Origin of the sequence: Microbacterium sp. NPDC057407 (genome assembly GCF_042803895.1) — a bacterium.
Taxonomy (GTDB): Bacteria; Actinomycetota; Actinomycetes; order Actinomycetales; family Microbacteriaceae; genus Microbacterium.
In genome coordinates this window covers 61,641-88,116 of record NZ_JBHVCA010000003.1, presented here as the reverse complement: position 1 = coordinate 88,116, position 26,476 = coordinate 61,641, and the positions used below count along the sequence as shown (strand labels likewise).

At 70.0% G+C, this 26,476-nt stretch carries 31 protein-coding genes and 3 tRNA genes; 26 read left to right on the top strand and 8 right to left on the bottom strand.

The genetic code is table 11. From position 1 onward, the window contains the following. The first annotated feature begins 199 nt into the window (after positions 1–199). The 3 genes from ACFUTX_RS09255 (at position 200) to ACFUTX_RS09245 (ending at position 1,989) form a co-directional block, all read left to right on the top strand. Entirely contained in the window at positions 200–556 is a 357-nt protein-coding gene (locus tag ACFUTX_RS09255) for a hypothetical protein (RefSeq protein ID WP_378863171.1), read from the top strand. Between the two features lie 33 nt (positions 557–589). Continuing rightward, the gene (locus tag ACFUTX_RS09250; protein ID WP_378863168.1) at positions 590–1,096 is read left to right on the top strand and encodes a glycine cleavage system protein R; all 507 of its coding nucleotides are present in this window, start codon (positions 590–592) and stop codon (positions 1,094–1,096) included. Positions 1,097–1,617: 521 nt separating this feature from the next. Continuing rightward, positions 1,618–1,989: a VOC family protein gene (locus tag ACFUTX_RS09245; RefSeq protein WP_378863165.1), complete on the top strand. Its 372-nt coding sequence runs from the start codon at positions 1,618–1,620 to the stop codon at positions 1,987–1,989. Between the two features lie 15 nt (positions 1,990–2,004). Here the strand turns inward: ACFUTX_RS09245 and ACFUTX_RS09240 are convergent, their stop codons facing one another. After that, entirely contained in the window at positions 2,005–2,559 is a 555-nt protein-coding gene (locus ACFUTX_RS09240; protein WP_378863162.1) for a helix-turn-helix domain-containing protein, read from the bottom strand. A 65-nt stretch (positions 2,560–2,624) separates the two neighbouring features. On the opposite strand from ACFUTX_RS09240, the gene ACFUTX_RS09235 reads away from it, so the two are divergent. The 3 genes from ACFUTX_RS09235 (at position 2,625) to ACFUTX_RS09225 (ending at position 4,730) form a co-directional block, all read left to right on the top strand. Beyond that, the gene (locus ACFUTX_RS09235; protein WP_378863159.1) at positions 2,625–3,584 is read left to right on the top strand and encodes an NAD(P)/FAD-dependent oxidoreductase; all 960 of its coding nucleotides are present in this window, start codon (positions 2,625–2,627) and stop codon (positions 3,582–3,584) included. A 69-nt stretch (positions 3,585–3,653) separates the two neighbouring features. After that, positions 3,654–4,061, top strand: a complete 408-nt coding sequence (locus ACFUTX_RS09230) for a hypothetical protein (RefSeq protein ID WP_378863156.1) — start codon at positions 3,654–3,656, stop codon at positions 4,059–4,061. A gap of 138 nt (positions 4,062–4,199) precedes the next feature. Continuing rightward, a complete protein-coding gene (locus tag ACFUTX_RS09225) occupies positions 4,200–4,730 on the top strand; it encodes a hypothetical protein (protein ID WP_378863153.1) in 531 nt (176 codons plus the stop codon). A 160-nt stretch (positions 4,731–4,890) separates the two neighbouring features. Here the strand turns inward: ACFUTX_RS09225 and ACFUTX_RS09220 are convergent, their stop codons facing one another. Next, positions 4,891–5,676: a hypothetical protein gene (locus ACFUTX_RS09220; RefSeq protein WP_378863150.1), complete on the bottom strand. Its 786-nt coding sequence runs from the start codon at positions 5,674–5,676 to the stop codon at positions 4,891–4,893. Positions 5,677–5,839: 163 nt separating this feature from the next. Here ACFUTX_RS09220 and ACFUTX_RS09215 point away from each other — a divergent pair, with 163 nt between their 5' ends. After that, the gene (locus tag ACFUTX_RS09215) at positions 5,840–6,010 is read left to right on the top strand and encodes a CsbD family protein (protein ID WP_378863147.1); all 171 of its coding nucleotides are present in this window, start codon (positions 5,840–5,842) and stop codon (positions 6,008–6,010) included. A gap of 141 nt (positions 6,011–6,151) precedes the next feature. Continuing rightward, positions 6,152–6,451, top strand: coding sequence for a DUF427 domain-containing protein (locus ACFUTX_RS09210; RefSeq protein WP_378863144.1), 300 nt, complete (start codon positions 6,152–6,154; stop codon positions 6,449–6,451). A gap of 152 nt (positions 6,452–6,603) precedes the next feature. Here ACFUTX_RS09210 and ACFUTX_RS09205 read toward each other — a convergent pair whose 3' ends face one another. Further along, positions 6,604–6,954 carry a hypothetical protein gene (locus tag ACFUTX_RS09205; protein ID WP_378863141.1) on the bottom strand — a complete coding sequence of 117 codons (351 nt, stop codon included), beginning with the start codon at positions 6,952–6,954 and terminating at the stop codon, positions 6,604–6,606. Here ACFUTX_RS09205 and ACFUTX_RS09200 point away from each other — a divergent pair. Beyond that, positions 6,945–7,460, top strand: a complete 516-nt coding sequence (locus ACFUTX_RS09200; RefSeq protein ID WP_378863138.1) for a nitroreductase family deazaflavin-dependent oxidoreductase — start codon at positions 6,945–6,947, stop codon at positions 7,458–7,460. The genes ACFUTX_RS09205 and ACFUTX_RS09200 overlap by 10 nt on opposite strands. A gap of 136 nt (positions 7,461–7,596) precedes the next feature. Here the strand turns inward: ACFUTX_RS09200 and ACFUTX_RS09195 are convergent. From ACFUTX_RS09195 to ACFUTX_RS09185, 3 genes are all read right to left on the bottom strand, one after another. Further along, positions 7,597–7,669, bottom strand: a tRNA-Phe gene (locus tag ACFUTX_RS09195). Between the two features lie 66 nt (positions 7,670–7,735). After that, positions 7,736–7,809, bottom strand: a tRNA-Asp gene (locus tag ACFUTX_RS09190). Between the two features lie 27 nt (positions 7,810–7,836). After that, positions 7,837–7,909, bottom strand: a tRNA-Glu gene (locus ACFUTX_RS09185). 221 nt (positions 7,910–8,130) lie between these two features. Here ACFUTX_RS09185 and ACFUTX_RS09180 point away from each other — a divergent pair. After that, complete coding sequence (locus ACFUTX_RS09180) at positions 8,131–9,474, top strand: peptidoglycan DD-metalloendopeptidase family protein (protein WP_378863135.1); 1,344 nt, start codon at positions 8,131–8,133, stop codon at positions 9,472–9,474. Positions 9,475–9,540: 66 nt separating this feature from the next. On the opposite strand, the gene ppa is transcribed toward ACFUTX_RS09180, so the two are convergent. Further along, the gene (gene ppa / locus ACFUTX_RS09175; RefSeq protein ID WP_378863132.1) at positions 9,541–10,074 is read right to left on the bottom strand and encodes an inorganic diphosphatase; all 534 of its coding nucleotides are present in this window, start codon (positions 10,072–10,074) and stop codon (positions 9,541–9,543) included. 204 nt (positions 10,075–10,278) lie between these two features. Here ppa and tilS point away from each other — a divergent pair, with 204 nt between their 5' ends. The 13 genes from tilS to lysS all read left to right on the top strand — a co-directional run bounded on the left by tilS (position 10,279) and on the right by lysS (position 22,414). Beyond that, positions 10,279–11,310 (top strand): tRNA lysidine(34) synthetase TilS, encoded by a 1,032-nt coding sequence (gene tilS / locus ACFUTX_RS09170; RefSeq protein ID WP_378863129.1) that lies wholly within the window; start codon positions 10,279–10,281, stop codon positions 11,308–11,310. A 9-nt stretch (positions 11,311–11,319) separates the two neighbouring features. Further along, a complete protein-coding gene (gene hpt, locus ACFUTX_RS09165; RefSeq protein WP_378863126.1) occupies positions 11,320–11,871 on the top strand; it encodes a hypoxanthine phosphoribosyltransferase in 552 nt (183 codons plus the stop codon). Positions 11,872–12,088: 217 nt separating this feature from the next. Then, positions 12,089–14,095, top strand: coding sequence for an ATP-dependent zinc metalloprotease FtsH (gene ftsH, locus ACFUTX_RS09160; RefSeq protein ID WP_378863123.1), 2,007 nt, complete (start codon positions 12,089–12,091; stop codon positions 14,093–14,095). A gap of 9 nt (positions 14,096–14,104) precedes the next feature. After that, entirely contained in the window at positions 14,105–14,707 is a 603-nt protein-coding gene (folE, locus tag ACFUTX_RS09155) for a GTP cyclohydrolase I (protein WP_378863120.1), read from the top strand. Then, on the top strand, positions 14,704–15,534 hold the full coding sequence (gene folP, locus ACFUTX_RS09150; RefSeq protein ID WP_378863117.1) for a dihydropteroate synthase: 831 nt from the start codon (positions 14,704–14,706) through the stop codon (positions 15,532–15,534). The genes folE and folP overlap by 4 nt, the downstream gene beginning before the upstream one ends. Continuing rightward, on the top strand, positions 15,507–15,881 hold the full coding sequence (folB, locus tag ACFUTX_RS09145) for a dihydroneopterin aldolase (protein ID WP_378863114.1): 375 nt from the start codon (positions 15,507–15,509) through the stop codon (positions 15,879–15,881). The genes folP and folB overlap by 28 nt, the downstream gene beginning before the upstream one ends. Then, positions 15,878–16,411, top strand: coding sequence for a 2-amino-4-hydroxy-6-hydroxymethyldihydropteridine diphosphokinase (gene folK / locus ACFUTX_RS09140; RefSeq protein WP_378863111.1), 534 nt, complete (start codon positions 15,878–15,880; stop codon positions 16,409–16,411). Before folB ends, folK begins: the two co-directional genes overlap by 4 nt. Continuing rightward, positions 16,408–16,872, top strand: a complete 465-nt coding sequence (locus tag ACFUTX_RS09135) for a DUF3180 domain-containing protein (RefSeq protein ID WP_378863108.1) — start codon at positions 16,408–16,410, stop codon at positions 16,870–16,872. Before folK ends, ACFUTX_RS09135 begins: the two co-directional genes overlap by 4 nt. Next, positions 16,844–17,458: a PH domain-containing protein gene (locus ACFUTX_RS09130; RefSeq protein WP_378863105.1), complete on the top strand. Its 615-nt coding sequence runs from the start codon at positions 16,844–16,846 to the stop codon at positions 17,456–17,458. Before ACFUTX_RS09135 ends, ACFUTX_RS09130 begins: the two co-directional genes overlap by 29 nt. Beyond that, positions 17,455–19,206 (top strand): PH domain-containing protein, encoded by a 1,752-nt coding sequence (locus tag ACFUTX_RS09125; protein WP_378863102.1) that lies wholly within the window; start codon positions 17,455–17,457, stop codon positions 19,204–19,206. Before ACFUTX_RS09130 ends, ACFUTX_RS09125 begins: the two co-directional genes overlap by 4 nt. After that, positions 19,203–19,916: a DUF2520 domain-containing protein gene (locus ACFUTX_RS09120; protein ID WP_378863099.1), complete on the top strand. Its 714-nt coding sequence runs from the start codon at positions 19,203–19,205 to the stop codon at positions 19,914–19,916. Before ACFUTX_RS09125 ends, ACFUTX_RS09120 begins: the two co-directional genes overlap by 4 nt. Continuing rightward, positions 19,913–20,761, top strand: a complete 849-nt coding sequence (gene panC / locus ACFUTX_RS09115) for a pantoate--beta-alanine ligase (protein WP_378863096.1) — start codon at positions 19,913–19,915, stop codon at positions 20,759–20,761. The genes ACFUTX_RS09120 and panC overlap by 4 nt, the downstream gene beginning before the upstream one ends. 123 nt (positions 20,762–20,884) lie before the next feature. Next, positions 20,885–22,414, top strand: coding sequence for a lysine--tRNA ligase (gene lysS, locus ACFUTX_RS09110; protein ID WP_378863093.1), 1,530 nt, complete (start codon positions 20,885–20,887; stop codon positions 22,412–22,414). A gap of 5 nt (positions 22,415–22,419) precedes the next feature. Here lysS and ACFUTX_RS09105 read toward each other — a convergent pair whose 3' ends face one another. Further along, positions 22,420–23,622: a DUF4192 family protein gene (locus tag ACFUTX_RS09105; protein ID WP_378863090.1), complete on the bottom strand. Its 1,203-nt coding sequence runs from the start codon at positions 23,620–23,622 to the stop codon at positions 22,420–22,422. A 121-nt stretch (positions 23,623–23,743) separates the two neighbouring features. On the opposite strand from ACFUTX_RS09105, the gene ACFUTX_RS09100 reads away from it, so the two are divergent. The 3 genes from ACFUTX_RS09100 (at position 23,744) to ACFUTX_RS09090 (ending at position 26,335) form a co-directional block, all read left to right on the top strand. Beyond that, positions 23,744–23,950, top strand: a complete 207-nt coding sequence (locus ACFUTX_RS09100; protein WP_378863087.1) for a hypothetical protein — start codon at positions 23,744–23,746, stop codon at positions 23,948–23,950. A 54-nt stretch (positions 23,951–24,004) separates the two neighbouring features. Next, positions 24,005–25,471 carry a cardiolipin synthase gene (gene cls / locus ACFUTX_RS09095; RefSeq protein ID WP_378863084.1) on the top strand — a complete coding sequence of 489 codons (1,467 nt, stop codon included), beginning with the start codon at positions 24,005–24,007 and terminating at the stop codon, positions 25,469–25,471. Between the two features lie 129 nt (positions 25,472–25,600). After that, the gene (locus ACFUTX_RS09090; protein ID WP_378863081.1) at positions 25,601–26,335 is read left to right on the top strand and encodes a hypothetical protein; all 735 of its coding nucleotides are present in this window, start codon (positions 25,601–25,603) and stop codon (positions 26,333–26,335) included. Positions 26,336–26,476 lie beyond the last annotated feature (141 nt).

The following is a 26,476-nucleotide window of genomic DNA, read 5'->3' as shown; positions in this document are numbered from 1 at the left end:
TGGTGACGCTGGTGATACATCAGCGCGTCATTCGCTCCCAAAGCGGATGACGCACGCCGACCATGAACGGCCAGTGAACGCTCCATGATTCTAGCCAGAAATCCCAGACGGGCGAAAGAGATGTAACGGACGCGGTGCGTCGCGGTCACGAGGCTGTAACATGCGCCCGGCGTCCCGGCCGCCTGCTACGCTCGCCGCCGTGCTCCCCTCCGACTGGATCGAACATCGCCGCGGCGACGGTGAGGTCCTCGGGTGGATGGTGGCCGACGGCGAGGGGTTCCGCGTGCACGATCTGCTCGGCCGCGAGCTCACCGGTGAGCCGATCGACTGGCTCGACGCCGAGGAGCTGCTCGACGACCTGGGCATCGGCTACCTGGCCGAGCGGTGGACGCTCCGCCTGCCCGACGGCACCCGTCGTCCGGTGCGCATCGCCGAAGCCAGCCCGCGGGGAGTCACCGTGGTGGCGGACGAGTTCGGCGCAGCCTCCGCGGTCGGCGCGGACCTCGATCGATATCGCCTGCCGTTTCCCGCGCCGGCGGAGCTGCAGCGGGCCTGACCCGGGACGGAGTCGCTCGCTACGCTGTGGCGCATGACAACTCTCGTGCTCACGCTCGTCGGCAGCGACCGCTCAGGGATCGTCGCCTCGGTCGCCGAGGTCGTCGCAGCCCACGGCGGCAATTGGGAGAACAGCGAGCTCGCCGAACTGGCGGGCGCGTTCGCCGGCATCGTCGAGGTGGCGGTGCCCGCCGAACGGGCCGACGCGCTGCGTGAGGCGCTCGCGGCGCTCGACGGGTTGCACACGGTGGCCGTGCCCGCGGCCGAGGGCCGACCGCCCCGCGAGGGCCGGCACCTCGAACTGCACGTCCTCGGCAACGATCACCCTGGCATCGTGCGGGAGTTGTCGTCGGCGCTCAGCTCGCAGGGTCTGAGCATCGAGCGGATGGCGACCGAGACGCGCGACGCCGCCATGGCCGGTGGACGCCTGTTCGAGGCATCCGTCGTCGCCGTTGCACCCGCCGACGTGGACGTGTCGGCCGTCGCGGCGGTGATCGAGCGGCTGGCGGCCGAGATCCAGGTGGACGTCAGCGTCTCGTAGGCGGTCGCCGTCGCCCCGATTCCGGATGCCTCGGCCGGGCGCCGTGATGGCGTTAACGATGTCGACCTCCCCGGGAGATCGGTGATTCCGTCTCTCCCGAGGAGGCCGTCCGCATCCCCATTGCGGAAAGTTTCCGCGACCCCAGATCGCGTTCCCCCATTGTCGATGCGAACCCGGGCTGACTCCCCAGAAGTCGTTTCCCCAGATGCCCGGGATTCGCAACAGGAACAATGTACCTTGTCCCCCATATGGGGGACAGCCTCATTTTCAAGGTCTTGCGCATTTCTTGAGGTTGGCCGCTTCGATGCCGTCGGCCGTGATGCGCTGAGAGGAGAACAGGACCCGTTCCGGCGAAGATGCGGTGGGGCTGTCGGGCCAGCGTAGCAGTCCGTCAGCACCCCGCGGGAAAGGCTTGCCGCCGGGTCTGTAACGGGTACGTTCGCGGACAGGATCTGTCCGGGTCGCCTCCTACCCTGGCCTCAAGGCGGCACCGCGCCGCCATGTGGATCGGAGGAGACGTCATGGACTGGAAGATCGAGCTCATTTTCGTGCCCGTGTCGGATGTCGACCGTGCCAAGGACTTCTACACCGGCATCGGCTTCCACGCCGATCACGATTCCGTGCCTTATGACGGCGTTCGGTTCGTGCAGCTCACCCCGCCGGGTTCGGCATGCTCGATCGCCATCGGCACGGGGCTCGGCAGCACGATCGAGCCGGGCGGCCTCGACAACATCCAGGTGGTGGTGTCGGATGCGGATGCCGCGCTGGCGCAGCTTCGTGAGGCCGGAGTAGACGCGAGCGGCGTCGACGAGCAGGACTGGGGCCGGTTCGTGACCTTCAGCGACCCCGACGGCAACCGCTGGACGCTGCAACAGCTGCCCGCGCGCGACTGACCGGCGACGCGTCGCTCACGGGGTGGCGTGTGTGTGCATGCGCTCGCCGGATTCGCTGAAGATGCTGATCACCTCGGCGGGGCCGTCCGCTGTCGCGCTGAGGCTGTGCGGCATCCGCGTATCGAACTCCGCTGCCTCGCCCCGCTCCATGATGTGCTCGCGGTCGTCGAGCACGAGCCGCAGACTCCCGCTCAGTACGTAGAGCCACTCGTAGCCTTCGTGAACGCGGGAGGGCGGTGCGCTCGCGGTTGGGGCGTAGGTGATCTTGTAGGTGCGGACGGGCGCATGCTCGAGCGTGAGCGGCGCGACGATCATGCCGGCGCGGCGCTCGATCGCTCGCCGCACTCTCGGGTCTGCGTTGCGATCGGGCAAGAGGTCGTCGATGCCAATGCCGAGTTCCCGCGTCAGGGGCAGGAGCAGCTCGAGCGATGCCTGTCGCTTGCCGGACTCGAGCCGGGAAAGAGTGCTCATCGACATGCCGGCGCGGGTGGCCAAGTGGTCGAGAGTCCAGCCCCGCTTGCGCCGAGCGGCACGGAGACGTGGTCCTATCTGCGCCAATGCTGCATCCATGAACCTATCTTGCTGTTTCGGCAAGCGCATTTGCTCCTCGGCCCCGACCCGCGAACGCTGGAGACATGACGGATGAATGGGATGCGGTGGTCATCGGCGGCGGCGCCGCCGGGCTCAGCGCAGCGCAGATGCTGGGGCGCTCGAAGCGGCGCACGCTCGTGATCGACGCGGGGCTGCCGCGCAACCGGTTCGCGGCCCGCATGCATGGGGTGCTCGGACACGACGGGGTCGACCCGATGGCTCTGCTCGAAACCGGTCGCGCCGAGGCCCGGCGCTACGGGGTCGAGTTCGCAGTGGGGACCGTTGCGAAGCTGTCAGACGGTGGAGACCGGATGACCGTGACCCGCGAAGACGGCTCGGTGGATCGCGCCAGGGCGGTCGTCATCGCGTCCGGCATCATCGATCACCTGCCGGACGTGCCGGGACTTGCGGGGCAGTGGGGACGGACAGTGCTGCACTGCCCGTACTGCCACGGCTGGGAGGTCGCGGGGCAACGGCTCGGAGTGCTTCTGATGTCAGAGGCGAGCAAGCACCAGCTCGAACTCGTACGACAGCTCTCCGACGATGTGACGGCGTTCACCGCCTCGGTCGAGCCGCTCGACGACGCGGCGAACTCACGGCTTGCCGCGCGCGGAGTGGGCGTCGTCTCCGCGACGGTGGTCCGCGTTGATCATCGTCCGGACGGGCTTGCGGTCGTGACCGACGATGGCGAGGAGCACCTGGTCGACGCCCTGTTCGCCGGTGGTTCGCCGGTACTGAACATCGAACTCGCGGACGGGCTGGATCTGGCTCGTGTCGATGGTCCGGGCAGCGCCCTCGCCGCCGACCTCAGAGGAGGGACCAGCCATAGGCGTGTCTTCGCCGCAGGCAACGTCATCGCGCCCTTCGCCAATGTCCCGGTATCGATGGGGTCCGGATCGATGGCCGGCGCGGGCGCGAACGGCATGCTGGCGGCCGAGGACTTCGATATCGCCGTCAGTGCGGCGATATCCGCTTCTTCCGCGGAACGAGCCGCGCGGGACTGACCGTCGCGCGTCGGCCGCGGCATCCGTTCCACCGCCCTCGCCCTGCGTAGGAGCCGTATCGTGTCGAGTGTGCCTAACAGTGACGCGGCTCAGCCGCCCGACGACGCCCGGATCACCCGGTACTCGGGCATCTACAACGCGGACGGCGGGCTCGCCGGCGAGATCCGCTATGTGTTCGGCCACCTCTTCGGGTCGGCGGAGTGCGCGCTCTGCGACATCACCCACTCTCCGCTCCGCCGCAAGCCGGAATGGGATCGCATGGTCCGCCGACTGAGCGTGCCGCTCGTCGTCATGCACCGCAACGAGCTGGACGAGCCGCTGCGATCGGCGACACGAGGCATCCCTCTTCCCGTCGTGATCGCCCACCGCGCCGACGGGTCGATGACGGTGGCGCTCACCGCCGAGCTGCTGCGTGGACTCGACGGCTCGGTGGCCGCGTTCGAGCGTGCGCTGCAGGCGAGTCGGGCCGGCGGCTGACGTCGCGCGTTCGTGACGCCGGCTGTATCTCGATCGCCCGCGACGCTCTCTTCCCCCATGACCCGAGCAGGTCGGGTCGTCGTGGCCCGACAGGGCCGGGTGGGCCCACGGGAAAGGGCCCGGAAGGGGGGAGCCGCCATGGCACCTCGCACATCTCTCCGCAACACCGCCCTCTGGGCGATCCTCGCCGACCGTCACCCCAGTCTCTGGGAGGAGATCATCGGACCGGGCGGTCCGCTGGGCAAGGTCGCGCTCAACCCGCAGCCGCTCCCTCCGAAGGAGATCGGGGCGTACGCGGTTCGCTCCGGTGACTTCGATCCGCAGACCGACCCGCCCGCGGATGTGGCCCTCGGGGTGCGATACGGGCTCAAGACTGCCTTCGCGGTCGTCCGCGCGGCCGGCATCGCCCGGCTGCTGGGGGTGGCGCTCGACGACATCCCCGACATCTGCCCGCCCGAGCCGGAGCCGCTGCCGCCGCTGCCCGACCCGCCCGACCCGATCCCGTGGCGCACCGCGCTGAAGGTCGTGCCCGACTTCTACGCGGACTACGCACTGGGGCTCGCGATCGGCCTCGAGGCGACCGTCGGTGACTGGGAGGGCCTGCCCGCGGCCGGTGCCCTCGAGAAGCTGCACGAGAGAGCGATCGGGATCGCCCCGGTTCGCGATTGAGCCGCAGAACACGGATGCCTCGGCCCGCGGTGGCCGAGGCATCCGTTGTCTTCGCCCGTGCGGGTGCGGGAGCGCTGTGCCCGCTCCCCGGTGTCGGAAAGGTAGGAGAAACGCCGCGGTCGGACGCGTGGAAGCCGTCGCGCTCGGCGTGTTTCCTCAGTCACCCGCGGTCGACGAACACCCCGACGCGCTCGCCGTCGAGCACGAACTGGATCGCGCCGCCCATCGGGTAGACGTCGGTCAGCTCGCGCGGGGCGTTGCTGTCGATCGGCATCTCGATCGTGGCGGGGAAATCGCCCACACGGCAGCCGGAGTACATCTGCCCGCTGTACGACCAGTTGTCGGGGTCGGCGTCCGGCTCGGGAAGCGACGCGGTCGGCACGACCGTGAAGCAGTCGTTGCCGGGGCCGGTGGGGCCGTACGTCGTCTGGAAGAGCGTCATCCCGTAGAACTCGTAGGTCGCCGAACTGGGGCCGATGCCGAACCAGCCCGCCGGAACATCGAGCGGGGCACCGGGCTCGAGCGTCGCGACCTGCTCGGCGTCGTTCGACGTCGCGATCGGCGCGACATACGTGAGGGCGTAGGTCGCGCCCGCGGCAAGCGCGGCCGCCGCGACCAGCGACAGCGCCCACCACAGCTTCAGTCGTCGCGACCTCGGCCTCTTCGACCGCTCCTTCGCCGGGGCCGCCTCCGGCTGGGCCTCCGGCGCCGAGCCAGGCTCCTGCGCCGGTCGACGGGTGAATTCGGATGCCTCCACCCCCGCCTCCGGAACCTCCACGGCGGTCGCCGCGACAGGCTCGGCGGGGGCGGCGCCAGCTGTCGTGCCGACCGCCCGTTCGAGCTCTTCGAGCCGCTGGAGCGCCGCGGGATCGTCGGCGATATCGGCTGCCGGCCCGTACGCGCGAGCGCGGAGCTCGTGCAGTTCGGCGAGGTTTGCGTTGTCCATCGGATGCATCGTCTCACGAGGCATCCGGCCGCCCCTGGCGCACCACCGCTCGCATCCGACTGCCGCATTATCGCGCGCGGCGCAAGCCCTCGGCCGCACGGCGGGATCGCTCTACCGTGAAGTGACCCGGGAGGGGCCCGGATCCGTGACGAAAGGAACGATTATGGGACTCGACGACAAGCTGCGCAACGCTGCGGAAGAAGCCACCGGCAAGGCCAAGGAGGCCGTCGGCAAGGGTACCGACAACGAGCGCCTCGAAGCCGAGGGCCGCGCCGACCAGACGGAGGCCAACCTCAAGCAGGCGGGCGAGAACGTCAAGGACGCCTTCAAGTAAGCAGCGCCCACGATCGAGAAGCGCCTCCCGCTGCGGCGAGAGGCGCTTCTGGCGTTTCAGGATGACGATTTCCTCCGAACGGCCCTCGCGGTCTGGGCGCGCTTTAGCGTGGAGGAATCGATCAGAGGAAGGAAGCTCACGATGAAAGCAACTCTCGGTGACGTCGTCATCGCGGAAGCCGCAGACCACGAGATCATCCGGATCGAGGGCAATGCCTACTTCCCACCCGAGGCGGTGAACCGCGAGCTGCTGGTCGAAAGCCCCACTCCCTATCTGTGTCCGTGGAAGGGGGAGTGCCAGTACTTCGACGTCGTCGTCGACGGGGAGACGCTCAAGGACCGGGCGTGGGCTTACCCCGAGCCGTATCCGACGGCATTCGATCGTGTCGGGAAGGACTTCTCGAACTACGTCGCCTTCTGGAAGGAAGTGCGGGTCGCGTAGGGCGTGCCCGCCGGCGACACCCAGCTGATGCTTTTCCACCTCGGGAAAGGCGGCCGGTCCGATGTAACCGTCAAGAACTCGGACCGATGGGTCGCGGACTGTCCTCGTAACCGAGCTGTTCGGGTGCGGTGGGTTCGGTGCTCGTCCGGCGATCAGATGACGTTGAGCGCCCAGGAGATCACCCTGTCGGCCGTAAATGCCACGAGGAGCGCGAGGACGTAACCGGAGACCGCGATCGGCCACAGTTTCCGGCTTCGCTTCTGCCAGATCATCAGGACAGCGAACGTGAGGGCCGCGACGAGAAGAAACACCAACCAGACCCCGTTGTAAGTGAGATCCAGCACCACGTAGTTGCACTGCCCGTCACATCCGGCAACGGACATGCCGAGGAGGGTCATCCAGAAGTACGCGAACGGCCAGATCGTCACCTGGATGATGCTGAGCGCAAAGGCGTTCGCCAGTCGCGTGCTGCGCGACGTCGTGGGTCTCTCGGGTGTCGACATTCTCAGTCCTGACTAGCAGATGTCATCACGGCGCTTCCCGTGCGGCGCGGGTTTTCGCCGATTCGCGGTGCCATGCGGCCCGAATCCACTGGAATGCCCGCAGCGGCGAGATTGCTTCACCACGTGTGAACAACGACGTTAACGAGGCTCTGCACCGCAGTCAGCTCATCGACCTGACGACGACCGGGCGGCGTACCGGGCTACCGCGGCGCATCGAGATCTTCTTGCACGACGAGGATGGCGTGCTGTTCATCACCGGGATGCCGCGGCGAGACCGCACCAGGGACTGGATACGCAACATCACCGCGGACCCCCACGTCATCGTGCATCTGAAGCAGGGCATCACGGCCGACGTTCCTGCCACAGCGCGGGTCATCACCGATCCCCGCGAGGCACGGCCGCTTATCGAGGCCGCCGCCCGCCGGTGGCGCAGGGACGATGTCGACGAGATGATCGCCTACAGTCCGCTCATCGTGCTGACTGTCGCGGACGCGCCTGCGGGCTGACGGCGTTCGCCAGGTTCTCCGGGGCACCTCCCGCAGCCGTGACAGGAGCGCTCAACGGAACGTCGGGGAAAGACGAAACCCCCGCGATGTAGAAGCTACGCGAGGGTTCCTGGGGTGATTGTAACGATCACCCGTGTGGCTCCGACCGGCATCGATCCGGTGACCTTTCGATTTTCAGTCGAACGCTCTACCAACTGAGCTACAGAGCCGCGCGGCGACCTGATCGCCGCGTCCTAGACGAAAGGCCCTCTCGAGAAAGGGCCCGTCGCTTGGAGCGACCCTGACGGGACTTGAACCCGCGACCTCCGCCGTGACAGGGCGGCACGCTAACCAACTGCGCTACAGGGCCATGCTTGTTAAGTTGTGGGCTTCGGAGTGACCCCAACGGGATTCGAACCCGTGCTACCGCCGTGAAAGGGCGGCGTCCTAGGCCGCTAAACGATGGGGCCGGATGAACCCCAGGGGCTCACGCTTACCGAGGGTCAAGCATACGCAATGACGAACGAATGCGCCAATCGAGGGCGTGGCGTCCTTGTATCCCGCCCTTTCCGGAGCGACACTGACGGAACGGCCGCCTGCCTGCGGCTCTACCAGGTGTGGAAACCGACCGTTTGCAGATGTGACTGATGTTGCTACTGTGAAACACGTCGACGGCTCGAGGGGAGGTCCGGTGGAAACCGACGACGCCCTCGACGAGTGCGGCTGCGCACCGTCTCCGCGTGAAAGCCGTCTGCTCTGGCCGTCGATGAGCCGCCGCGGCGCGCTCGGGCTCGGCGCCATCGGCCTCGCCACGCTGGGTGCGATCGGCGGGCCGCTCATCGCCCCGGCATTCGCCGTCGACTATCCCTCGTGGGACGACGTCGTGCGCGCCAAGTCGAACCAGGCCGCCAAGCAGGCTCAGGTCACCAAGATCCAGGGACTCATCCGGGCCCTCGCCGACGACGTCGCCGCCAAGAAGGCCGCCGCCGAGCAGGCCGCCGGCGAGTTCTACGTCGCCCAGCAGGAGTACTTCGACGCCGCTTATCGCGCCGAGCAGCTGCAGGGCGAAGCCGACCAGCAGGCTCGCGCCGCCGTCGACGCGGCGAACAAGGCGGGACGCGTCGCCGCGCAGCTCTACCGCAACGGCGGCGACGACACCTCCCTCCAGCTCTTCTTCGCGGGATCGGCCGCGAACGCCGACGACCTGCTCGCGCGCCTCGGCACCATGGACAAGCTCGTCGAGCGCAACCAGGCCGTCTATGCCGAAGCGGTCACCGCTCGTGACGCGGCCCAGAGCCTCAGCAACCTCGCCGAAGAGCAGCGGATCGAACGCGACCGGCTGCAGAAGATCGCCGAAGAGAAGATGATCGCCTCGCAGCGCGCCGCCGACGAAGCGCAGGCCGCACTCGAGGCGCAGCGTGCCAAGCAGGTCGAGCTCAAAGCGCAGCTCGCCGCTCTCACCGACAACACCAATCGCACCGTGAAGCAGTACCAGGCCGGTGTGAGGGCGCGTGAAGAAGCCGAGCGCCGCGCTCGCGAAGAGGCCGAGCGCCGCGCGCGCGAAGAAGCCGAGAAGCTCAACCAGGGCGGCGGCGGTGGCGGCGGTTCGGTCGGCGGCTCCGGCTGGGCCCGGCCGTCGGCGGGGTGGCGGAGCTCGGGCTACGGCCCCCGTCCTGTCACGTGCGGCAACGGGTACTGCTCGAGCGGCTTCCATGCGGGCGTCGACCTCGCGGCCGGATGCGGTGCCGGAATCTACGCCGCCTCCGCGGGCGTCGTTGTCTACGCGGGCGGCAACGGCGGCTACGGCAATTACATCAAGATCGACCACGGCGGCGGCATCGGCACCGGCTACGCCCACATCCGCCCGGGTGGCATCTTCGTCGGCTACGGCCAGCGGGTCAGCGCCGGTCAGCTCATCGCGAGCGAGGGCAACACGGGCAGCTCCTTCGGCTGCCACCTGCACTTCGAGGTCTACGTCAACGGCGGCACCGTCAACCCCATCTATTTCATGGGCGACCGCGGAATCTCGGTCTGAGTCGTCCCACGCCGGAAACGACGAAGAGCGGATGCCGCGGCATCCGCTCTTCGCATCTGAAGCTTGTCAGAGGGTGTTCGGGGCGACGCCCTCACCCTGCGTGCGGGTCTCGCCCTCGTGCTGCGCGAAGCGCTCGAACGCCTCGCTCACGAGACGCTCCGCCTCGGCCGCGCTCGCCCACTCGTCGACCTTGACCCACTTGTTGGGCTCGAGGTCCTTGTAGTGCTCGAAGAAGTGCTCGATCTCTTTGCGGGTGTACTCGGGGATGTCGGCGACGTCCTGGATGTGCGCCCACCGCGGGTCCTTGGCGAGCACCGCCACGACCTTGTCGTCGCCGCCGGCCTCGTCGCTCATCTTCAGGACGCCGACGGGCCGCACCGAGGCGAGCACGCCCGGGGCCAGGTCGAAGTCGAGCAGCACCAGCACGTCGAGCGGGTCGCCGTCCTCACCGAGCGTGTTCTCGAAGAACCCGTAGTTGGTCGGGTAGCCGAAGGCGGTGTAGAGGATGCGGTCGAGGAACACCCGGCCCGTGCCGTGGTCGACCTCGTACTTCACGCGGCTGCCCCGCGGGATCTCGATGACGGCGTCGTAAGCGCCCATGTGGTGCTCCTTCTTGAAGACGGTGGATGCCGCCGACCAGCCTAGTCGCGGCGGCCCCGTCGCCCGCTGCGCCGATGGTCGCGGAGCAGGCGCGGGCACAACGTCGGTGATTGGTCGACGGGCCGGTCGCATCGGCGGCCGGTGCGGCACGCGGTGGGCGGAACGCCGACGTTGTGCACGCCATCCCGCCGGTACGGTGGGCGGGTGGATGAGCGTCGCCCCGGACTCGACCCCGCGGTCGCCGAGGTGCGGCGCGCCGTGCGGGCGGCACTGGACCCGCTCCCGGCGGGTGCAACGGTGATCGTCGCGCTGTCGGGCGGCGCCGACTCGCTGGCGCTCGCCGCCGCGACGGCGTTCGAGGCGCCGAAACGCGGCTTGCGGGCGGTGGCTGTCACCGTCGACCACGGGCTGCAGGAAGGGTCGGCGGATGCCGCGACCGCCGCCGCACGCGCCGCCGGCGCCCTCGGGCTCGAGGCTCGCGTCGTGCGCGTCGAAGTCGGCGTCTCGGGCGGTCCCGAGGCCGCCGCGCGCGACGCCCGATACCGAGCGCTGCGGGAAGCCGCGCGACAGGAGGGCGCGGCGGCGATCGTGACGGGCCACACGCTCGACGACCAGGCCGAGACCGTCCTCCTCGGGCTGGCGCGGGGCGCCGGCGCCGCGAGCCTGCAGGCGATGGCCCCGTCGGCACAGCTCGACGGGATCGAGCTGCTGCGCCCCCTTCTCGGGGTGCGGCGTGCGACCACGCGCGCGGCGTGCACGGCGCAGAACCTCGCGCCGTGGGACGACCCGCACAACTCCGACCCGCGGTTCGCGCGCGTACGTGTGCGCGAGAGGGTGCTGCCGGTGCTCGAGGCCGAACTCGGCCCCGGCGTCGCCGAGGCGCTGGCCCGCACGGCCGCCCAGCTGCGCGAGGACGCGGAGGCGTTCGACGAGATGATCGAGGAGACCATCGAAGACATCGTCGAGCACGTCGAGGCGGGCATCGCGGTGTCGGTGGGGGCGCTCGCCGCGAACCCGGCGGCGCTGCGGCACCGCATCATCCGGCACGTGGTGGCCAGCGAGTTCCACGAGAGCCTCACCCGGTCGCAGACGCTGGAGGTCGCCAGGCTCGTCACGGACTGGTCGGGCCAGGGGCCCATCGACCTGCCCGGGTGCCGCGCCCGCCGCGTCGGCGCCGTGATCGAGTTCACCGCCCGCAGCGCACCGGGGGACGGCCCACCCAGCGGAGCGTCCTAGAATCGCTGCATGCGAGCGGCCGACATCCAGAGCGACCTGACCGACATCCTCGTGACCGAGGAGCAGATCCTGGAGAAGCTCGACGAGATCGCCGCACGCGTCGCCGCCGACTACGAGGGCAAAGACCTGCTGCTGGTGGGCGTGCTGAAGGGCGCCATCATGGTCATGGCCGACTTCTCCCGCGCCCTCCCCTCCACCGCGCCGATGGACTGGATGGCCGTGTCGTCGTACGGTGCCGGCACGAAGTCGAGCGGTGTGGTGCAGATCCGCAAAGACCTCGACACCGACCTGCACGACAAGCACGTGCTCATCGTCGAGGACATCATCGACTCCGGTCTGACGCTCAGCTGGCTGCTGGAGAACTTCGCGTCGCGCGGCGCCGCGTCGATCGAGGTGTTCGCCCTGCTCCGGAAGCCGGATGCCGCGAAGGTCCAGGTCGACTGCAAGTACGTCGGGTTCGACATCCCGAACGAGTTCGTCGTGGGCTACGGCCTCGACTACGCCGAGCGCTACCGCAACCTGCGCGACGTCGCGGTGCTGGCGCCCCACGTCTACAGCTGAGGTCCGCGTCGCCGATTCGGCGGCGGCTTACGCCGTCGGCGTGTTTCGATACGCGCTTCGCGCTACTCAACAACCGATTCGGCGGCGGCTTACGCCGTCGGCGAATGCACAGACTGGTCATAGGAGCGCCGCGATACCCTGATTCCACCGTTGCCGAGGCATCCGTCCGCCCTGCAGCGGGCTTTTCGACGAAAGGGACCGGGCCGGCGCCCGCACCATGGACTTCAAGAAGATCACCCGCAACCCGCTCTTCTATGTCCTGCTGATCGGGGTCTTCCTCATCGTGGGGTTCTCGCTCATCTCGAGCCTGAACAGCGCGAAGCAGATCTCCACGCAGGAGGGGCTCGAGCTGCTCGACGGCAGCACGGTCGTCGAGGTGCTGAACACCGATGGCGATCAGCGCGTCGACATGAAGCTCTCGGAGGAGTACGAGGGCGCCACCGACGTGCAGTTCTACTACGTGTCGGCGCGCGCCGACGAGGTCGTCGACGCGATCAACGCGGCGGAGCCGGCCGACGGATTCAACGACGCGGTGCCGCGGGCGACGTGGTTCGACGGCTTCATCTCGCTGCTGCTCCCGATCCTCCTGCTGGGTGTGCTGTTCTGGTTCCTCTTGTCGTCGGCTCAGGGCGGCGGCAGCAAGGTGATGCAGTTCGGCAAGTCGCGGGCGAAGCTGGTCACGAAAGAGATGCCGCAGGTCACGTTCGGCGATGTCGCCGGGGCCGACGAGGCGATCGAAGAGCTCGAAGAGATCAAGGACTTCCTGAAGGACCCGGCGAAGTTCCAGGCCGTCGGCGCCCGCATCCCGAAGGGCGTGCTGCTGTACGGCCCTCCCGGAACCGGCAAGACGCTCCTCGCCCGCGCGGTCGCGGGTGAGGCGGGCGTGCCGTTCTATTCGATCTCGGGGTCGGACTTCGTCGAGATGTTCGTCGGCGTCGGAGCGAGCCGGGTGCGCGACCTGTTCAATCAGGCGAAGGAGACCGCCCCGGCGATCATCTTCATCGACGAGATCGACGCGGTCGGTCGTCACCGTGGTGCGGGTCTCGGCGGCGGGCACGACGAGCGCGAGCAGACGCTGAACCAGATGCTCGTCGAGATGGACGGCTTCGACCCGAAGGCGAACGTCATCGTCATCGCGGCGACGAACCGTCCCGACATCCTCGACCCGGCGCTCCTGCGCCCCGGGCGCTTCGACCGGCAGATCGGTGTCGATGCTCCCGACCTCAAGGGCCGGCAGCGCATCCTCGAGGTGCACGGTCGCGGCAAGCCGCTGGCCGACGGCGTCGACCTCGAGGTCGTGGCGCGCAAGACTCCGGGCTTCACGGGCGCCGATCTCGCGAACGTGCTGAACGAGGCGGCGCTGCTGACGGCGCGCTCGAACGCGCAGCTGATCGACAACCGCGCGCTCGACGAGGCGATCGACCGCGTGATCGCCGGTCCGCAGCGGCGCACCCGCGTGATGAAAGACAAGGAGAAGCTGATCACGGCTTACCACGAGGGCGGTCACGCCCTCGTCGCGGCGGCCATGAACCACAGCGACCCGGTCACGAAGATCACGATCCTTCCCCGCGGCAAGGCGCTCGGGTACACGATGGTGATGCCGCTCGACGACAAGTACTCCGTCACCCGCAACGAGCTGCAGGACCAGCTGGCGTGGGCGATGGGCGGACGCGTCGCCGAAGAGATCGTGTTCCACGACCCGACCACGGGCGCGTCGAACGACATCGAGAAGGCGACGAGCATCGCGCGGCGCATGGTCACCGAGTACGGCATGACGACGGACGTCGGTCCGGTGAAGCTCGGCCAGTCGTCCGGCGAGGTGTTCATGGGCCGCGACATGGGTCACGGCCGCGACTTCTCCGAGCGCATCGCCGAGCGGGTCGACGCGCAGGTGCGCGGGCTGATCGAGCAGGCGCACAACGAGGCGTACCACGTGCTCAACGAGAACCGTGAGATCCTCGACCGGCTCGCGCTGGCGCTGCTCGAGAAAGAGACGCTCGACCACCTCGAGATCGCCGAGATCTTCGAGGACGTCAAGCGCCTCCCCCCGCGCCCGCAGTGGCTGTCGAGCGAGCAGCGGCCGGTGTCGGTGCTGCCTCCGGTGCAGGTGCCGGTGCGCGGCGAGCCGATCGGCACCGCGGCGCAGACCGAGGCCGAGCAGCCGGCGCCCGAGAAGGCGCCCAAGCGTCGGCCGAGCGGTCAGGCGCGTCCCGCGACCGCGTAGGCTCGGCCCGTGGCCGTCGACCGTGAGCGCATCGCCGCGCTCGTCCGAGAGCTGCTCGAGGCGATCGGCGAGGATCCCGATCGTCCGGGGCTTCGGCTGACCCCGGAGCGGGTGGCCGATGCGTACGGCGAGTTCTTCGCGGGGGTGGGGGCGGATGCTTCGGCACCGCTCGCGCACACGATCTCGGTGACGCGCGGACCGGCGCCCGACACGCTCCCGTCCGGCGCGGTGATGCTGCGCGACATCCGGTTCCGTTCCGTCTGCGAGCACCACCTGCTTCCGTTCCGCGGTCACGCGCACATCGCCTATCTGCCGGGCGAGAAGGTCGTGGGGCTCGGGGCGCTCCCGCGGGTGGTGGAGATCCTGGCGTCGCGGCCCCAGGTGCAGGAGCGCCTGGGGGAGCAGATCGCGGACGTGATCGCGGCATCCCTCGACACCCGCGGTGTGCTGGTGGTGCTCGACGCCTCGCACGAGTGCGTGACGATGCGAGGCGGACAGCAGTCCGATACGTCGACGGTGACGATCGCCGCGCGGGGCGAGCTGGCGAACCCGGTGGCCCGCGCCGAGCTGATCGCGCTGCTGTCGAGCGGCCTCGGCGGGGGTCGCGAATGACGCTGGTGATGGGCATCGTCAACGTGACGCCCGACTCCTTCAGCGATGGCGGCCGGTATCTGGATGCCTCGGCCGCCGTGGCGCACGGCCTGTGGCTGCGCGATCAGGGCGCGCACCTGCTCGACGTCGGCGGGGAGTCTACGCGTCCGGGTGCTGAGCGGGTCGACCCCGCGGTGGAGCGCGAGCGTGTGCTGCCGGTGGTGCGCGAGCTCGCCGCCGCCGGGTGCGCGGTGAGCATCGACACGATGAACGCCTCGACCGCGGTCGCGGCGGTGGAGGCCGGGGCGCGGATCGTGAACGACGTGTCGGGTGGCCTGGCCGACCCCGAGATGCTGGACGCCGTGGCCGCGACGAGCGCGGAGGTCGTCCTCGGGCATTGGCGGGGTCCGTCGGCCGAGATGTACGCGCGGGCCGAGTACGACGATCCGGTGGCGGAGGTGCTCGCTGAGCTGGCCGCGCGGGTCGAGGCGGCGGCGGCGGCGGGGATCGCTCCGTCGCGCGTGATCGTCGACCCCGGGATCGGCTTCGGCAAGCGCGGCGAGCAGAACTGGGCGGTCCTGCGCGGCACGGAGCGGATCGCCGGTCTGGGCCCGCGGGTGCTGGTCGGCACGAGCCGCAAGCGGTTCCTCGCGGACCGGCTCGCCGAGCACGGCGAACCCGACGAGGGTCGCCGCGATCTGGCGACGGCGGTGACGAGTGTGCTGGCGGCGCAGGCGGGCGCGTGGGCGGTGCGGGTGCACGATGTCGCCGCGACACGCGACGCGCTGCGGGTCGCCGAGGCGTGGGAAGGGGAGAGCCGGTGGGCGGCGCGGACGAGATCACGCTGAGCGGACTGCGGGTGTTCGGACGCCACGGCGTCTACCACGAGGAGCGTCGAGACGGACAGGACTTCGTGGTGGATGTGACGCTGCGGGTCGACACGCGTCGCGCGGCCGCGAGCGACGACGTGGCCGACACCGTTCACTACGGCGAGATGGCCGAGCAGATCGCCGCGATCGTGGCGGGCGAGCCGGTGAATCTGCTCGAGACGCTCGCGGCACGGATCGCCGATCAGGTGCTGTCGCACGAGCTGGTCGACGCGGCGCGCGTGACCGTGCACAAGCCCGAGGCCCCGATCCCTCTGACGTTCTCCGACGTGTCGGTGACGATCGATCGTGCGAAAGGTGACCGGTGAACCGGCGACTGGCTCAGGGATTCCACGGCGACGCGCCGCGCGTGCGGCACGTCCCGGTCGAGGCGGTGGTCGCGCTCGGTGCGAACCTGGGCGACCGCCACGCGACGATCGCCGCTGCGGTGGACGAGCTGAGCCGACTTCCGCTGGTCGACGGGGTGCGCGCGTCGGAGCCGGTGGAGTCCGTCGCCGTGACACTGGATGGTCCGGATGCCTCGGCCCCCGCCTACTTGAACGCGGTGGCGATCGTGACGACCCGTCTGGCCCCGTCGGTGCTGCTCGGTTACCTGCATGCGATCGAGGAGCGGCACGGCCGGGAACGGCGAGTGCGGTGGGGGGATCGCACCCTCGACCTCGACCTCGTCGCGTATGGCGACCTGCGCAGCGACGACCCGGCGCTGCAGCTGCCCCATCCGCGGGCGGGGGAACGGGACTTCGTGCTCGGCCCGTGGCTCGCGGTGGACCCGGACGCGGTGCTCCCCGGGGTGGGCCGTGTCGACCGGGCGCTGGCCCGTCTGCGGGGGGACCGGTGAAGCGCACCGGTCCCGCGGTCTTGATCGTCGCCGCCGGGCTGGGGGCGGCGGTCGGCTTCCTCGTCGACCAGCTGCTGACCTCTGCCGGGCGGCCGACGTTCACGCCGATGTGGTCGCTCCCGATCCTGCTCCTGCTCGTGGGCGCGGCGGTCGTCGCGCTGGCGGTACCCATCCGCCGGTCGACCCGGGGTTCCGGTCGCGGGGTCAACCCGTTCCGGGCGGTACGGGTCGCGATGCTCGCGAAGGCTGCCAGCATCGTGGGGGCGGCGATCGGGGGGCTGGCCGTCGGGTTGCTCCTGTTCCTCACGAGCCGGCCGGTCACTCCCTCGCTAGGCTCGATGGCGACCGTGATCGCGACGGCGGTCTGCGGCGCTCTCCTGGTGGCGGCGGCGCTCGTCGCGGAACATCTGTGCACGATCCGGAAGGACGACGATGACGAACAGCCCGGAGGCGCTGCCTGACGCAGTCGCGCCCGGATCGCCGGCTGCGCCGGTGCGGCCGGAGCCTCTCGCGGAGGGCACGGTTCCGCCGGCTCCGACGTTCGACCGGCTGGCGGAGCCTCGTTCGCCGAACCGGCTGATCCAGCCGGGGGTGTGGCATCAGATCTCGCCGAAGTACGTGTGGGTGCAGCTGATCTCGACCGGCTCGTTCCTTCTCGTCGTGATCGTGGCGACGCTGGTCCTGGCGTTGCTGATGGGGCAGACGTGGGCCTGGATCCCGGGCGGGATCCTCACGGTGATCCTCGTGTGGACGCTCGTGATCCTGCCGCGTCAGGCGCGGTCGATCGGGTACCAGCTGCGAGAGGACGACCTGGTGTTCCGCCGGGGCATCCTGTGGCAGCGGTTCGTCGCCGTGCCGTACGGACGCATGCAGCTGGTCGACATCACGCACGGTCCGCTGGACCGCGGGTTCCGGATCGCGCAGCTGAAGTTCGTCACGGCGGCCGCGTCGACGGGCGTGGTGATCCCGGGTCTCGATCAGTCGACCGCCGAGACCTTGCGAGACCACCTGGTGGCGGTCGCCGAGAGCCGCCGCACGGGACTATGACCGACCCTTCGCTCTCGCCCAGCGCGCCGCCGCAGAACCTGGTGCGCTCTCCGCTCAGCGACGGCGAGTGGCACCGGCTGCACCCCCTGACGCCGTTGCTGCGCGGCGGGCTGTTCCTCATCGTGGTGATCGGCGTCGTCGTCGCGAACCTGCGTGACCGCCTCATCTTCCTCTTCCTTCCGTGGCTCGCTCCCGGCATCGACCCCGAGATCGAGGAGGAGGTCGCCGAGTGGGAGGGCTCGGGCGACCCCGTCGACTTCGTCATCGCCAACAACCTGTATCTGGTGGCGGTGCTGGCCGTCCTGGGTGCGCTCATCGTGATCGTCGCGGTCTTCTACACGTCGTGGCGGTTCCACACCTTCCGGATCACCGACGACGACGTCGAGGTGCGCAGCGGCATCCTGTTCCGCACACAACGCCGGGCTCCGCTCGACCGCGTGCAGGGCGTGAACCTGACCCGCCCGATGATCGCGCGGCTGCTGGGCACGGCCAAGCTCGAGGTGGTGGGCGCCGGTGCCGACGCGAACGTGAAGCTCGAGTACCTGTCGACGTCGAACGCCGAAGCCGTCCGCGCGGACATCCTGCGTCTCGCGTCGGGGCGACGGCTGGCGGATGCCGCGGCCGCAGCGCCGTCGTCGCAGCCCGACGGTCGTCTCGCTTCGCTGGGCCAGACCGTGGGTCGCGAGATCACAGGGCTGATCGAGGGCCCGGAGGCGCCCGTCGACGTTCCCGAGTCGGTCGTCGACATCCCGGTGGGGCGGCTCGTGGCATCCCATGTCGTCAGCTTCTCGACGGTGATGCTCGTGCTGGCCGCGCTCGCGGTCGTCGTCGGCACGTCGATGGGCGCGACGTGGATGCTGTTCGGCTTCGTGCCCGCGCTCATCGGCTTCGCGGCGTACTGGGTGCGTTCGATCGTGCGGTCGCTGCGGTACTCGATCGCGCCGACCGCCGACGGCGTGCGGATCACGTTCGGCCTGCTGACGACGGTGACGGAGATCGTGCCGCCCGGTCGGGTGCACGCGCTCGAGGTGACCCAGCCGATCCTGTGGCGGCCCGCCGGGTGGTGGACGATCCGCATCAACCGGCTCACCGGACGCAGTTCGACCGACGGCACCACCGACCAGTTCACGACCGTGCTGCCGGTCGGCACGCGGACGGACGTCGAACGGGTGCTCCGGCTTCTCCAGCCGCACGTGCCCGAGGCGGAGTGGCCGCTCATCGTCCAGCAGGGGGTGCTGGGGCCGGTGGCGACGGACCCCTTCACGAACACGCCCCGGCGCGCCTGGTGGATCCGTCCGCTGTCGTGGCGCCGCAACGGCCTGCTGCTGACTCCGGATCTGCTGCTGCTGCGCCGGGGCATCCTGTGGCGAAAGCTGACCATCCTCCCGCTTGCGCGCCTGCAGAGTCTCGCCGTGCATCAGGGACCCCTGGACCGCGCCTCGAACGTCGCGACGCTGCGCGCCCACGTCGTGAGCGGCCCCGTCTTGCCGAACCTTTCCGCCATCGACCGGGAGGTGGCGCTGCGGGCGTTCGTGGAGGTGTCGGCGGGCGCCGTGCGCGCAGCGTCCAGCGACCGCACGCACCGCTGGGCGGAGGCGGCCGAGGCGGGTGCCGCGCCCGGGCGCGTCGCGGCGGGGGTCGGTGGTTCTCGCGCCCCAGGAGATCCGCCGGCGACAGGACGTTCCGGCGCAGTTGCTCCTGTTTCGGGCACAACTCCTGCGGTCGAAGACAGGCAGGGCGACCGGTGAGGCGCGACGGACGCCTCGGCGTCGGCATCATCGGCGCGGGACGTGTGGGACCGGTGGTGGGCGCGGCACTCGCCGGCGCCGGGCACGCCCTCGTCGGCGTCACCCCTGGGTCGGATCCGGAGCGCGTGGAAGCGATCCTCCCCGGGGTTCCGACACTCGACGCCACGGAGGTCGCCCGTCGAAGCGAGCTCGTGATCGTCGCCGTGCCGCACGACCAGCTGGAGGGCCTCGTTTCAGGCCTGGCGACGCTGGGGGCGTGGCAGCCGGGGCAGCTGGTGCTGCACACCGACCCCGCGTTCGGCACGAGCGTGCTCGCTCCCGCGGTCGCTCTCGGCGCGATCCCGCTCGCGGTGCATCCCGCGGTGGTGTTCACGGGCACGTCGATGGACCTGCGGCAGCTCTCGACGGCGTATGCCGCGGTCACCGCGCCGGGTCCGGTCCTTCCGATCGCGCAGGCGCTCGCGGTCGAACTGGGATGCGAGCCGGTCGTCGTCGCCGAGGCGGATCGGCCCACGTACGCCGAGGCGGTCGGCGCGGCGACCGAGTTCTCGCGATCCATCGTTCGCCAGGCGGCCGGTCTGCTGCGCGAATCGGGCGTGCCGAATCCCGGGGCGTACCTCTCGGCACTCGTGCACTCGACCATCGACCACGCGCTCGCCGAGGCGGGTTCCGGGACGCCGGACGACCCCACCGCTACGATCGACGGATGATCAGCACGGTCGCCGAGTTGCGCACCCGCCTGTCCGAGGCGCGCGCCGCCGCACCGCAGGGCGCGAGGGTGGCGCTCATCTCGACGATCGGCGCTCTCCACGACGGTCACATCGACCTCGTGCACCGGGCGCGGGAGGTCGCCGAGATCGTCGTGGTCTCGTCGTTCGTGAACCCCCTCCGCTTCGCCACGTCCGCGGAGTTCGCGGCGTATCCGCGCACCCCCGAAGAAGACGAGCGCCTGCTCGAGTCCCTCGGGGTCGATGTCGTGTTCGCACCCGAGACCTCCGAGCTGCTGCCCAACGGCTCGGCGACCACCAAAGTGAGCGCCGGCGACCTGGGGCTGCGGTACGAGGGTCGCGCGCGTCCGTTCTACTTCGACGGCCTGCTCACGGTCGAGGCGAAGCTTCTCCACCTCGTGCGCCCCGACGTCGTCGTCTACGGTGAGCGCGACCCGCAGCGGATCTTCCTGGTGCGCCGTATGATCCGGGATCTCTTCTTCGATGTGGAGGTCGTCACGGTCGAGACCGTGCGCGGCGACGACGGCCTCCCCATCTCGACCCGGGTCGGCATGCTCGAAGACCGCGACCTCGCCGCGGCGGGTCTCCTTCCCGCCGCTCTGGACGCCGCCGCCTCCAACGCCGACCGCGGCGTCGACGCATGCATCGCCGCCGCCCAGTCCGCCCTGATGGGCGAGCCGCGCATCCGGCTCGAGTACCTCAGCGTCGTCGACCCCGACACGTTCCTCCCCGTCGACGAGGGCCACCAGGGGCGCGCGCTCGCGCTGATCGCGGCGACCGTGGCGGGGCACCGCTTCATCGACAACGCGCAGATCTACATCAGCTGAGCCCGCGGTCGGCCCTCGCCGCCGGCCGACCCCCGGCGAAGGGTCGGCCGCCCCCTGCCGCCGGATGGCTCCCCGGACGGCGCGGATAGACTTGGCGGCGACCTGTGCGAGGAGCCCCCACCGATGACCGACACCCCGGCGAACACGCCCGCCGAGCCCGCCGAGCCGACCGAAGAAGACATCTTCGAGCAGAAGGCGGTGCGCCTGGCGAAGCGCGAGCGTCTGATCGACGAGAGGGCGGATGCCGCGGGCGGCGCCTACCCGGTCAGCCTGCCCATCACCGACACGATCCCGTCGCTGCGCGAGCGATTCGGCGACCTCGAGGCGGGCGCCGAGACGGGGGAGACCGCGGGTGTCGCGGGGCGCGTGGTCTTCAGCCGCAACACGGGGAAGCTCTGCTTCGCGACCCTCCAGTCCGGCGACGGCAGCCGCATCCAGGCCATGGTATCGCTCGCCGCGGTCGGCGAGGAGTCGCTGCAGCGGTGGAAGGAGATCGTCGACCTCGGCGACCACGTCTTCGTGGAGGGCGAGATCATCTCCAGCCGCCGCGGCGAGCTCTCGATCATGGTGTCGGACTGGGCGGTCGCCTCGAAGGCCGTCCTGCCCCTGCCGAACATGTACTCCGAACTGAACGAGGAGAGCCGCGTGCGCAGCCGCTTCCTCGACCTGATTGTGCGCGACCGCGCCCGCTCGACCGTCGTGGCGCGGGCCAAGGCGAACGCGAGCCTGCGCGACACATTCGCACGGCACGGGTTCCTCGAGGTCGAGACGCCGATGCTCCAGGTGCAGCACGGCGGGGCATCCGCTCGTCCGTTCGTCACGCACTCGAACGCCTTCGACGCCGACCTCTTCCTGCGGATCGCCCCGGAGCTCTTCCTGAAGCGCGCGGTCGTCGGCGGCATCGACCGAGTGTTCGAGATCAACCGCAACTTCCGCAACGAGGGCGCCGACTCCACGCACAGCCCGGAGTTCGCGATGCTCGAGGCCTATCAGGCTTACTCCGACTACAACGGCATCGCCGATCTCACGCAGGAACTCATCCAGAACGCCGCCGTCGCGATCGCGGGCTCGACCACCGTCACGTGGGCCGACGGGACCGAGTACGACCTGGGCGGCCAATGGGAGCGGCTCTCGATGTACGGCTCGCTCTCGGAGGCGTCGGGGCGGGAGATCACTCCCGAGACGCCGCTCGACGAGCTGCTGGCGTTCGCGGCCGAGGCCGGAGTAGAGGCTCCGCCGCACGCCACGCACGGCAAGCTCGTCGAAGAGCTGTGGGAGCACTTCGTGAAGGGCGGGCTCACCCGGCCGACCTTCGTCATGGACTTCCCGGTCGACACCAGCCCGCTGGTCCGCGAGCACCGCTCCATCCCCGGGGTCGTGGAGAAGTGGGACCTCTACACGCGCGGGTTCGAGCTCGCCACCGGATACTCCGAGCTGGTGGACCCCGTAATCCAGCGGGAGCGCTTCGTCGAGCAGGCGAAGCTCGCCGCCCGGGGCGACCTGGAGGCGATGCGCATCGACGAGGAATTCCTCCGGGCGCTCGAGCACGGCATGCCGCCCACCGGCGGCATGGGCATGGGCATCGACCGGCTGCTCATGGCGATCACCGGGCTCGGCATCCGCGAGACGATCCTCTTCCCGCTCGTCAAGTAGTCCGCTCATCGCGCCCCCGACGCGGACGGTGCGCGGAACGCCCAGTCGGGAAGATGCCCGGCCGCGACGAAGGACCGCACGATCTCGCTGAGCCCGTGCTCCGGCTCGATCGCGCACGCCTCGGCGGCGTACCGGTCGGCGTGGGTCGAGCGCCCGAGCGCCCACGACAGCCATGCGCACATCGACAGCGCTCCCGCTCTGGCCGCGCGCGGGGCGGACGCCGCCAGACGTCGTGTGAGCTCGAGCGCCGTCTCGAGCCGATCCGGATCGGGCCGGTCGCCCTCACCCCACAGCCTCATCGCGAGGTGGGTCGGGTACTCCTCACCGGACTCCCAGCGCAGCTGCCCGTCGAGGGCCTCGTCGCCGTCGACGATCGTCCCCGTCCACTGCACCAGCGCGACGTCGCGGAGCGCCGGGCGCGCCAGGCACCACGCGAGCGTCGCGGCCTCGTACGGATCGAGCGCGTCGGGACGCCACTCCAGGGCCTCGTCGAACAGGGCGGGCAGGTCGTCGAGCGCGCCGACGGCGGAAAGCGCCAGCGGGTCGACGCGGTCCTCCTCCTCGAGCGTGCCCGGCGCCTCCGACTCGTCGCCGACATCGTTGCGCGCGCCCGTCACGCCGGCGGCACCGGGTTCGCTGCCGCCGCACACCACCGCGACCGCGCGCTCGAGGTCGCGCAGCGCGCGGCCGACGCGCTCCTTCTCGGCGAAGTCGACGGCAGGCAGGTCGGCACCGCCGGCCTGATCGTGCGCCGCCACGTCGATGCCCTCCGCCCCGACCGGCACGGCGTCGAGCTCGGCCAGCGGGCGCCCGCCCGCAGGCGTGTCGGCGTCGAACCGCGACGCCCACCCGTCGGCCGCCACGCACAGCGCGTCGCTCGTCCGCAGCCCGCACGCATCGGTGCGGCGATGGATCGCGTCGAAGACGTCGAGGTGCGGCATCCGTCCCCCGTCGAAGCTCTCATCGGTGTAGGCGATCACCGCGACGGCGTCGGCCGCGGCCAGCCGGCACACCATCCCGACGACGGTCGCCGCCACGCGATCGACCGAATCGGAGGAGCCGTCGGGCAGGTCGAAGCGCAGCGCGCCGAGGCTGCGCGACCCCTCGAAGGCGACCAGGACCAGGCTGCGGGTCGGCACGTACCCGAGCATGCGGGGGACGAGGGAGAGGAACTCGGCGGCGCTCGCGGCCTTGACGATGGTGTTCATGTCGATCGACTCTGATCGCCTTCGACCCGGCATCGAGCGGTGGCCGCAGGTCTGGGGAAAGCCGAGGGGCGAGAGGCCCGGTGAAGGAGGGGCGGCTGCGCGGGCGCGTATCCTGGAAGGCATGACCGATTACTGGGTCGCCGTCATATGGACGCTGCTTCCGACCCTCGTCGTCAGCGCGATCTTCTTCTTCGTGCTCCGCAGCATCATCCGGGCCGACCGCACCGAGCGCCGCCTCTACGCGCGCTACGAGGCGAAGGAGCGCGCGCGCCGCGGCCTCCCGCCGGTCGCGCCGTCCACAGAGGGCGCCCCCGCCTCCGAGCGCTGACCCCGCCCCCCGCTACGCTGGGCTCACGCCTTCCCCGGAGCGCGAGGAGCCAGTGTGATCAGCATCACGTTCGACGCGACGTGGTGGCTGGTGCTCGTCTTCGTGACCGACCTCGCCATCCGCATCGCGGCGATCATCATCGTCCCCCGCAACCGCAGACCCACCGCGGCGATGGCGTGGCTGCTCGCGATCTACTTCATCCCGATCGTGGGCGTCTTCCTCTTCCTGCTGATCGGCAACCCGCGCCTGCCGCGCAAGCGCCGCCGCAAGCAGGAGCGCATCAACGAGTACATCCGCGACACCAGCGCCTCGCTGGACTTCGGCACCCTCCGCCCCCACGCACCCGACTGGTTCACCTCGCTCGTCACGCTGAACCGCAACCTGGGCGCGATGCCGCTCGCGGGCGACAACCACGCCCACATCATCGGCGGGTACCAGGAGAGCCTCGACGCCATGGCCGAGGCGATCCGGGCGGCCGAGCGCTATGTGCACGTCGAGTTCTACATCTTCCAGACGGATGACTCGACCGACGCCATCTTCCGCGCGCTCGAAGAGGTGAGCGCCCGAGGGGTCACGGTGCGGGTGCTCCTCGATCACTGGGCCAACCGCGGCAAACCCTTCTACAAGGCGACCCTCAAACGGCTCGACGCCATGGGCGCCCAATGGCATCTGATGCTCCCGGTCCAGCCCCTCAAGGGCAAGTACCAGCGACCCGACCTGCGCAACCACCGAAAGCTGCTCGTCATCGACGGCACGGTGGCCTTCACCGGCTCCCAGAACGTCACCGACTCGACGTACAACCTGAAGAAGAACATCAAGCGGGGCCTGCACTGGGTCGACCTCATGGTTCGGATCGAGGGGCCGGTCGTGGCATCCGTCAACGCGGTCTTCTTGTCCGATTGGTACAGCGAGACCGACGAGGTGCTGACCGACGAGATCGACCTGTTCGCGGTGAAGACCGGTCCGGGCGATCTGGACTGCCAGATCGTCCCGTCGGGGCCGGGGTTCGAGTTCCAGAACAACCTCAAGCTCTTCGCCGGCCTGCTGTACGCGGCGCAGCGAAAGATCATCGTGGTCAGCCCGTACTTCGTCCCCGACGAGGCGCTCCTCCTCGCGATCACGACCGCGTGCCAGCGGGGCATCCACGTCGAGCTGTTCGTGTCGGAGGAAGGCGACCAGGCGCTCGTGTACCACGCGCAGCGCAGCTACTACGAGGCCCTGCTGCGCGCGGGCGTCAAGATCTGGATGTACCAGCGGCCGTTCATCCTGCACTCGAAGTCGATGACGATCGACGACGAGGTCGCCATCGTGGGCTCCAGCAACATGGACATGCGGTCCTTCGGTCTCAACATGGAGATCTCGATGCTCGTGCGCGGCGAGGAGTTCGTGCGCGGAATGCGCTCCATCGAAGACGGCTACCGCTCGCTCAGCCGTGAACTGACGCTCGAGGAATGGGAGAAGCAGCCGCTGCGATCGACCGTCCTCGACAACCTCGCCCGGCTCACGTCCGCGCTGCAGTAGTCACCCCGCGCGGGTGATGGTGACCCGAGAAAGAGGGAGCACCCTGAGACGCGTGGACCGGTTGCGACACTCTTGTCCTGACGGATGCCGCGGTCCCAGGCATCCGCTCCCCGCAGGAAGGATCCTCGCATGAACCCTCGCACTCGCCACGCGATCGCCGGGCTCGGCCTGGCCGTGCTCCTCACCGGCCTGCTCGCCGGCTGTGCCACCGCCACCGGGGGCACACCCTCCGCGTCCGCCGCCTCGGACGACGACGGCGACGAGACCAGCGAGCAGGAGGTCGGCGCCGCCTGGCTCGACGGCGGGCGAGCGATCGGCATCGTCACGCAGGGCAGTTCGACGTGCATCCCCACGGCCGAGGAGGCCACGTACGCCGACGGGGTGCTGAACGTGACGCTGATCGACGTCGACGGCGACACCGCGTGCACCGCCGATCTGGTGCCGCGGGCGTCGGTGGTGAGCGTTCCGGGCGACGTCGACCCGACACAGGACCTCGAGATCACCGTGACCGGCGACGGCTGGACCGGCGACACCGAGCTTTCCGGCGTGGCGGGACTCACGACCGGCGGCGAGACGGACTACCTGCCCAGCGCCGGCTGGACCGAGGTCGACGGCCAGTTCGTGATCCTCACCTGGGGATCGTCGGGATGCCCGCCCGTGGTCGAGAGCACCGAGGCCACCAGCGACACCGAGATCACGGTGACCTTCGCCACGCCGCCCGAGGACCAGGTGTGCACGATGGACATGGCGCCGCGCGGCACCGTCGCCTCGGTGCTCGAAGGACCCGACGACGACTCCGAGGTGTTCGCGATCCTCACCGGCGCGGAGTTCGACAACATCCGCATCCCGATCCTCCCGAACTGAGCGTCGCTCCGGCAATGCGGATGCCTCGGCCCCCGGCATCCGCTCCGTTCGTGGTCTTCGCGCGCGGGCGGCCGAACGCGGGCGCTATGCCCATGGCGAACACGGGCGTGCGGCATCCGGGCTCCCCTTACGCTCGTTTAC